The organism is Streptomyces cucumeris (assembly GCF_024295805.1).
Taxonomy (GTDB): Bacteria; Actinomycetota; Actinomycetes; order Streptomycetales; family Streptomycetaceae; genus Streptomyces; species Streptomyces cucumeris.
Genome location: NZ_JANCLX010000048.1, coordinates 44,992 through 51,655, shown reverse-complemented (window position 1 = coordinate 51,655; position 6,664 = coordinate 44,992). Strand labels below are relative to the sequence as shown.

Sequence of the window (6,664 nt, the reverse complement as noted above, 5' to 3'; positions counted from 1 at the left end):
AACCGCCTCAAACAGTGGCGCGGCCTGGCCACACGAACCGACAAGCTCGCGATCGCCTACCAGGCCGCACTCCACCTCGCGGGCATCCTCATCTGGACCCGCCGCTGACCAAAGAGACAGAACCTAGCTCGGGCGGATCGCGGCCTCGATGTGGGCGAGTTGGGCGGCGAGGAGCTCTTCGAACGCGGCGCGGCGGTCCGCTCCGAGGGGGCGGACGTCGCGGGCGAAGTGGGCCAGGGCCGGGAAGCGTTCGGGGTCGGCGCCGAGTACCGCGACGCGGAACAGCTCCATGCCCTGTTGGTGGTCTTCGGGGGTGACGGTGCTGACCCCGGCCTCGGAGGCGATCAGCGCGGCGATGAGGACCGCGATCCGGTGGTAGTGCGCCGGGATCTCCTCGTCGGGCAGTCCCGACGCGCGCAGGGCCTGCAGCACCTCTTCCATCACCAGCCGGGAACCGGTGCCGGATGACGCATAGCGCCCCCAGACCGCGGCGAGCTGGGGCTGCCGGCCGAAGGCCCCTCTCAGGCGCAGGGCCAGGGCGGTGAGGCGCTGCTTCCAGTCGCCCTCGGGACGGTAGTCGTCCATGGCGGCCAGGAGGATCCGGTCGGCGACCGCGCGCAGCAGTTCGGTCTTGCTGCGGAAGTGCCGGTAGAGGCTGGAGGAGTCGGTCCCGAGCACCGCGGCGAGCTTGCGCACGCTGAACGACTCGGCGTCGCTCGTGCGCAGCAGCTCCGCCGCCGCGTCCAGGATCTCCTCGGTCGACCAGCGCCTTCGCCCTGCCATCCCACTCCTCTCGCCGGATCTCAGCCTAACCTATGCACTTGGCGTTGCACGCACCGCGTGCATAATGAGGACATGAGCGGGCCGGCGTGTCGGCTCATGCCTTTGTCACCCGTGTCAGGCGGCCGATGTGGAGCTCGCCCCGGGGCATACGAAAGGACTCGTGTCGTGAGGAACTCACTGGATCCCGCGGAGCTGAACGCCGCGTTGGAGAACGTCCACCGCGCCGGGATACCGGGCCTGTTCGCCGAGGTGCGTGACGGCGAACAGGTCTGGCGCGGCGCGGCCGGGGTCGCCGATGTCGCCACCGGCCGCCCCGTCACCCCCGACATGCGGCACCGCGTCGGCAGCATCACCAAGACCTTCACGGCCGCCGCGGTTCTGCAGCAGGTCGAGGCCGGTCGGATCGGTCTTGACGCGCCGATCGGCCGGTACCTGCCGGGGCTGGTTCCCGGAGCACGTGGTGACGCGATCACGGTCCGGATGCTGATCAACCACACCAGCGGGCTCGCCGAATACCTCCCCTATGCGTACCCCTCCCTCAAGGCGCTCCCAGCCCTCGCGGACACCGGGCCGCAGAGTCTGGACGACAGCCGGTTCACTCGCTTTCACCCCACCGAACTGATCGAGATGGGGGTCACCGCCCCCGCCGTCGGCGCTCCGGGCGGGAATCCGGGGGTGTACTCCAACACCAACTACCTGCTCCTCGGCGAACTCCTGGAACAGGTGACGGGCACGACGGCCGAGCGGTACATCACCCGGAACGTCATCGAGCGCGCCGGGCTGCGGGACACCGAACTCCCCACGGAGCCGTATGTCGAGGGGCCGCACTCGCAGAGCTACGAGGCATGGTTCGGCATGATCGACCCGCCGCGCGACTACAGCGTCTACGACATGTCGTGGGTGGGGGCGGCGGGTTCGCTGATATCGACCGTCTCGGACCTCAACCGTTTCTTCGGCATGCTGCTCGCCGGCGAGATCGTCAGCCCGTCGTCGCTGGCGCAGATGCAGCGCACCGTCCCGGTCGTCTCCCAGGAGGGAAAGATCATCGACTACGGCCTCGGCCTGCACCCGACGGAGACGTCCGGTCAGGACACGTTCTGGGGCCATGGCGGCACGGTCTGGGGCTCTGGAGCGCTGGCCATGACCCGTGCCGACGGTGAGCGGCAGATGTGCGTCGCGGTGAACCTCCAGCGGTGGAACAGGCTCGATTCCTCGGGCACGCCGCAGCCCCATCCCATCGACGACGCACTTGCCTCCTTCTACCGCGCGGCGATGTACGGCTGACCGGACTTCCGTTGCCCGCACCGGTGGTGATGGAGCGTCAGCGCATCGTTAGTGACGCGCCAACGGGACGGTAGCGCCCACCGGCAAGGTGGTTGACGCACCGAGTGAGACATCGTCTGGCGCACACCTCGACTCACGGCCATGTGCTAGAGCAATTTCGCCATGGCAGTAGAGCAATTTCCGCATCAACCCGCGGTGCGGCGCCCCCCATCTCACCTCGCGGCAACAAACGTTAGGAGTTTGCAGATGCTTCGCAAGAGGTCACGTCTTATCGCCGCGCCGATCGCGGCTGTCGCCCTGAGTCTGACGATCGCCGGTTACCAGGCCAGTGCCGCCGGGTCGTCGTCGGACGGCGCGGAGCGGTCCGGCAAGGTCACCCGGGCGGCGGACGCGGGCCCGTGTCTGGCCGACGCCACGACACTGGTGGGCGACCTCGACGGGGACGGCCATGCGGACAAGATCAGCAATCCTGGGCACACCGGGACCAAGATGACCATCCAGTGGGGTGCCGAGGACGGCACGTTCGGCGCGAAGCAGGCCGTCAGCAAGCTGCTCGGCGCGAAGCGGGGCGAGGTCGCGACCGCCGCGGTCGCCGACTTCCAGAACGACGGCACCCTGGACATGGTCGTGAACATCGTCAAGCCGTCCGGTATCGACGACCCCGCGACGGCGCGCCTCGCGGAGTACCGCCCCGGCCCGCTCTCGCGGTCGGACCTGGGCTCCGCCGACTCCCGGCACACCGACATCGGCGACAGCGGCGAGGCCCAGCAGCTGCGGATCGCCAACTACGGTGACGACCCGTACCCGGACCTCGCGATCCTCAACAACGCCGGTGACGGGCAGCTTGACCGGGATGTGCGGCTGTCGACGGCCGGCAGCGGCCCGGGCGACTACGACGACGCGATGATGCAGAAGTACGGGCAGTACGCGTCCACGGGCGAGCCGCCGGCCATGCCCGGCGACGGCTGGAAGCACTTCTACACGACCTGCTCCTGACCACGATCCGGCGCCGCCGGTCCTTCGGGGACCGGCGGCGCCGCCGTGGCACTGGCCGTCACCGCCGGAGGGCTGGCGCTGACCGGTGCCGCGCAGGTTCCGGCGGCGGCGGACACGGTGCCGAGCTGTGTGAAGACGGTGACCATGAAGGAGGTGTTCGGGCAGTTCGGGGTCACCATGACGAACGGGTGCGCCACCGAGCAGCGGGTGCTGCCCACCTTCAAGCTCGTCTGGTCGTCGGGCCCGCAGCCGCGGTGCCACGTCCTCAAGCCGGGGCAGGAGTCCACCCAGTGGGTGACGCCGTCGGCCCTCCCCTTCTATGACCAGGCGTTCCTCGGCCTGGTCCGGTGCTGAACCGGCCGGACCGCGTCATGTGAACGGAGCGGGACGTGCGCCGTGGTCGTCGCCCAGGCGGTCCGCGACGACCATGGCCACGTCGTCCGCCAGAACCCCCTCCGTGTGGCGCAGCAGACGGCCGTGCAGGTCCTCCAGGAACGCCGTCGGGGTGCAGGGGCGCACCGCCTCCATCGCGTCCGCCAGCGGGAAGAAGGCCCGGTCGGGGTCGCGGGCCTCGATGACGCCGTCGGTGTAGAGCAGCAGCCGGTCGCCGGGGGCGAAGGGGTAGGTCTCGGCCGCCGAGGGCGGGCCGGAGAAAAAGCCCTCCAGGCCCAGGGGCGGCAGGGGTGTGGTCGGCGTCAGCGGGCGCACCTTGCCCTCTCTGAGAACCATCGGGGGCGGATGGCCCCGGTTGACCAGCTCGATCACGAAGGAGTCCGGGATCTGGGCGACCAGGACGGTGACGAACTCCTCCGCCTGGTCGTCCTGGTCGGCCGCGCTCCCGGCGGCGGTCTCGCGGTGCAGGGCCGCCGCACAGTGGTTGACGACCTCGGTGAGGTCGTCCTCGTAGTGCACCGCTTCCCGGAAGGCGCTGAGTACGGCCGCGGCCGCGCGGACGGCGTGGAGACCCTTGCCGCGGACGTCGCCGACGATCAGGCGGACGCCGTAGTGGGTGTGCACGGCCTCGTAGAGGTCCCCGCCGATCTGGGCGCCGGTCTCGGCCGCGAGGTAGGTGCTGGCGGTCCGCACGGGCCCCAGCCGGGCGGGGACGGGGCGCAGGATGACGTCCTGGGCCGCGGAGGCGATACGGCGGATCTGGTCGAGCTCGCTCTGTCTGCGCGTACGCACGGCACTACTCATGGTGATGCTGGCCGAGGACACCAGCAGCAGCCCCAGGAGGTTGCTGTAGACCTGGTCGCTGCCCCACGCCTCGTTGTAGGTCGCGGTGGTCACGCTGACGGCCAGCGCGACGCCCGCGGCCGCCATCGTGCCCCGGGGCCCCATCGTCAGCGCGGCGAGCGCCGGGGTCGCCGTGAGGAACGGGCCGGTGTACAGGAACTCGAGGGGTGACAGCTCGATGCACAGCGCGATCAGCGCGATCACGAACGGCACGGACCGTTCGAGCACGATGACGAGCTGACCGTGATCACCCACCCACGGACGGTTTCGGGGTGGTGAGCGGACGAGCGACCACATGGATCCAGCCTGCCCCGTCGGAGCGCGAGCTTCCACTTCTCCCGGACACCGGCCCGTTCTCCCGCCCGCCCCACGTGATCATCCGGGCCCGCGACGGCAGGTCCGGCAGGGACGGCCGTCTCCGGCGGGGAGCCACCGGACGGTGATCAGCCGAGGGCGGCCGCCACCGCGGCGTTCTCGCCCTGCTCGGCGTCTTCCTGGGGACCGTGGGCACCCTCATCGGGCAGCATCTGACCGCCCGGGTCGAGGTGCAGCGTGATCACCGGCAGCGGGCGGACACCGAGCGGGCGGCGGCACGCCTTCATGGAGGCGGCGCGGGGCGAGCTGGAGGGCGGACGCCCACACGTACGGCGCTGAGCGCGAGGACCACCGCGCGGCAGCCGTCATCACGGCGAGTGTGCGAGGTCCGGGGTGGGTTGGGGAGGTCATGGAGAAATTTCGGCGGGCATTGAGAACTATCGCCGTGCTTGCCGTATCTCCTATGACCACATCCATGAAGGGTGGACATGTGAATAGAAAGAAACACAGACGGTCTCGACTGCTCGTCATGACCGTCGCTGGTGTGGCCGCGATGGGTGTCGGGGCTGGCGCCCTTCTGATGACGGACAACGACGCCTCCGCCGGGCAGTCCGCCGAACAGCGGGCCGCCGTGCAGGAGACGCTCACCATCAAGTGCCCGGACATCTCGATCCGGCTGACGCGGGTGCCACGCCAGGCGCAGTCCACGGTGGACGACGAGCTGGCGCGGATGGACAGCCAGGTGGCCACGGCCTACCAGCGGCTGGCCTCGCGGGGGTCCGGGGCGAGCGACGAATGGGTGAAGTCGCGTGTGCTGGAACCGCTGTCGACACAGCGCCGTTCCGCGATCATCCGCATCACCGCCACGATCGACCGCGTGGCGTCCCGGCCGCAGGGGCTGACCTCCCTGGCGTCGTGCACCGTGAAGCGGGACAGCACCGCACCCACCAACGCCGACACCGACGCCGGGAACGGCGGCGCCACACCCACCCCGGGTGGTGCCACTCCGGCCGCGGGCGGCCAGCAGCCGCCGCAGCAGAGCGGCCCGCAGAAGGCCGACTTCGTGGACATCCGCCAGGTGCGGCCCAACGTCAGCAAGCCCGCGCAGAAGGCCGACGCCTCCCAGGGCACCTTCACCTCGCGCTGCGGCCGCAACGAGAACAAGCACTTCAACCCGGACAACGTGATCGTGGCGCCCGGTGTGAGCAACGGCGCGCACCATATGCACGACTACGTGGGCAACCTCGCGACCGACGCGTTCTCCTCCGACCAGGAGCTCGCCGGCGCCGGGACCACCTGCACCAACGGTGACCGCTCGACGCACTACTGGCCGGTCCTGCGGCTGCGTGACGGCAGCAACGAGAAGGACGTGAACGCGGACGGCGGCGGCAAGGACGGCAACGTCGGCCGCATCCTCCAGCCCGCCTCGGTCAAGCTGACCTTCCGCGGCAGCCCGGTCACCAAGGTCACCGCGATGCCGAAGTTCCTGCGCATCATCACCGGCGACGCCAAGTCGTTCACCAACGGCACGGCCAACGCCAACGCCTCGTGGAGCTGCACCGGATTCGAGAACCGGCAGCTGAAGGACAAGTACCCGCTCTGCCCGAGCGGCAGCAACGTGGTGCGGACCTTCAACTTCCAGAGCTGCTGGGACGGGAAGAACACCGACAGCGCCAACCACCGCGCCCATGTGGCGTTCGCCCAGGCGGACGGCTCGTGCCCGCAGGGGTTCCGGGCGGTCCCGCAGCTCGTCCAGCGGATCACCTACAAGGTCCAGCCCGGTTCGACGTTCGCCGTCGACAGCTTCCCCGAGCAGCTGCACAAACCGGTCACGGACCACGGTGACTTCATCAACGTGATGTCCTCGCGGCTGATGGCGAAGGCGGTGCGCTGCATCAACAACGGCAGCAAGTGCGGCTGAGCCGCGAATGCCGTAGGAGTGCCGTAGCAGTGCCGCAGGAGTGAGGAGCGGTGGGGGCCCCGGGGGGGCCCCCGCGCGCCCCCCCCCACCGCCCCACCGGCCCGCCGCGGTAGGCCGCCCCCCGGCGGG

Annotated in this window: 7 protein-coding genes and 1 pseudogene; 5 read left to right on the top strand and 3 right to left on the bottom strand. The window is 70.1% G+C overall.

Annotated elements, in window-relative coordinates:
• Positions 1-108 (top strand): annotated as a pseudogene (locus NMK44_RS38800) (IS5/IS1182 family transposase); the annotation flags it as partial.
• Between the two features lie 15 nt (positions 109-123).
• On the opposite strand, the gene NMK44_RS38795 reads toward NMK44_RS38800, so the two are convergent.
• On the bottom strand, positions 124-783 hold the full coding sequence (locus tag NMK44_RS38795; RefSeq protein WP_254752368.1) for a TetR/AcrR family transcriptional regulator: 660 nt from the start codon (positions 781-783) through the stop codon (positions 124-126).
• A 165-nt stretch (positions 784-948) separates the two neighbouring features.
• Here NMK44_RS38795 and NMK44_RS38790 point away from each other — a divergent pair, with 165 nt between their 5' ends.
• From NMK44_RS38790 to NMK44_RS38780, 3 genes are all read left to right on the top strand, one after another.
• The gene (locus NMK44_RS38790) at positions 949-2,067 is read left to right on the top strand and encodes a serine hydrolase domain-containing protein (RefSeq protein WP_254752367.1); all 1,119 of its coding nucleotides are present in this window, start codon (positions 949-951) and stop codon (positions 2,065-2,067) included.
• Between the two features lie 246 nt (positions 2,068-2,313).
• A complete protein-coding gene (locus tag NMK44_RS38785) occupies positions 2,314-3,063 on the top strand; it encodes an FG-GAP repeat domain-containing protein (RefSeq protein WP_254752365.1) in 750 nt (249 codons plus the stop codon).
• Positions 3,064-3,108: 45 nt separating this feature from the next.
• Positions 3,109-3,417, top strand: a complete 309-nt coding sequence (locus tag NMK44_RS38780) for an alpha-amylase inhibitor (protein ID WP_254752363.1) — start codon at positions 3,109-3,111, stop codon at positions 3,415-3,417.
• A 15-nt stretch (positions 3,418-3,432) separates the two neighbouring features.
• Here the strand turns inward: NMK44_RS38780 and NMK44_RS38775 are convergent, their stop codons facing one another.
• Both NMK44_RS38775 and NMK44_RS38770 read right to left on the bottom strand, forming a co-directional pair.
• Entirely contained in the window at positions 3,433-4,554 is a 1,122-nt protein-coding gene (locus NMK44_RS38775; RefSeq protein WP_254752361.1) for a PP2C family protein-serine/threonine phosphatase, read from the bottom strand.
• A 188-nt stretch (positions 4,555-4,742) separates the two neighbouring features.
• The gene (locus NMK44_RS38770) at positions 4,743-4,901 is read right to left on the bottom strand and encodes a hypothetical protein (protein WP_254752359.1); all 159 of its coding nucleotides are present in this window, start codon (positions 4,899-4,901) and stop codon (positions 4,743-4,745) included.
• A gap of 242 nt (positions 4,902-5,143) precedes the next feature.
• On the opposite strand from NMK44_RS38770, the gene NMK44_RS38765 reads away from it, so the two are divergent.
• Positions 5,144-6,535 (top strand): DUF1996 domain-containing protein, encoded by a 1,392-nt coding sequence (locus NMK44_RS38765; RefSeq protein WP_254752357.1) that lies wholly within the window; start codon positions 5,144-5,146, stop codon positions 6,533-6,535.
• Positions 6,536-6,664: the final 129 nt, after the last annotated feature.

Coding starts and splice junctions, on each gene's coding strand:
- NMK44_RS38795 (WP_254752368.1), bottom strand. CDS start 783: ATGGCAGGGCGAAGGCGCTGGTCGACCGAGGAGATCCTGGACGCGGCG.
- NMK44_RS38785 (WP_254752365.1), top strand. CDS start 2,314: ATGCTTCGCAAGAGGTCACGTCTTATCGCCGCGCCGATCGCGGCTGTC.
- NMK44_RS38770 (WP_254752359.1), bottom strand. CDS start 4,901: ATGAAGGCGTGCCGCCGCCCGCTCGGTGTCCGCCCGCTGCCGGTGATC.
- NMK44_RS38765 (WP_254752357.1), top strand. CDS start 5,144: ATGACCGTCGCTGGTGTGGCCGCGATGGGTGTCGGGGCTGGCGCCCTT.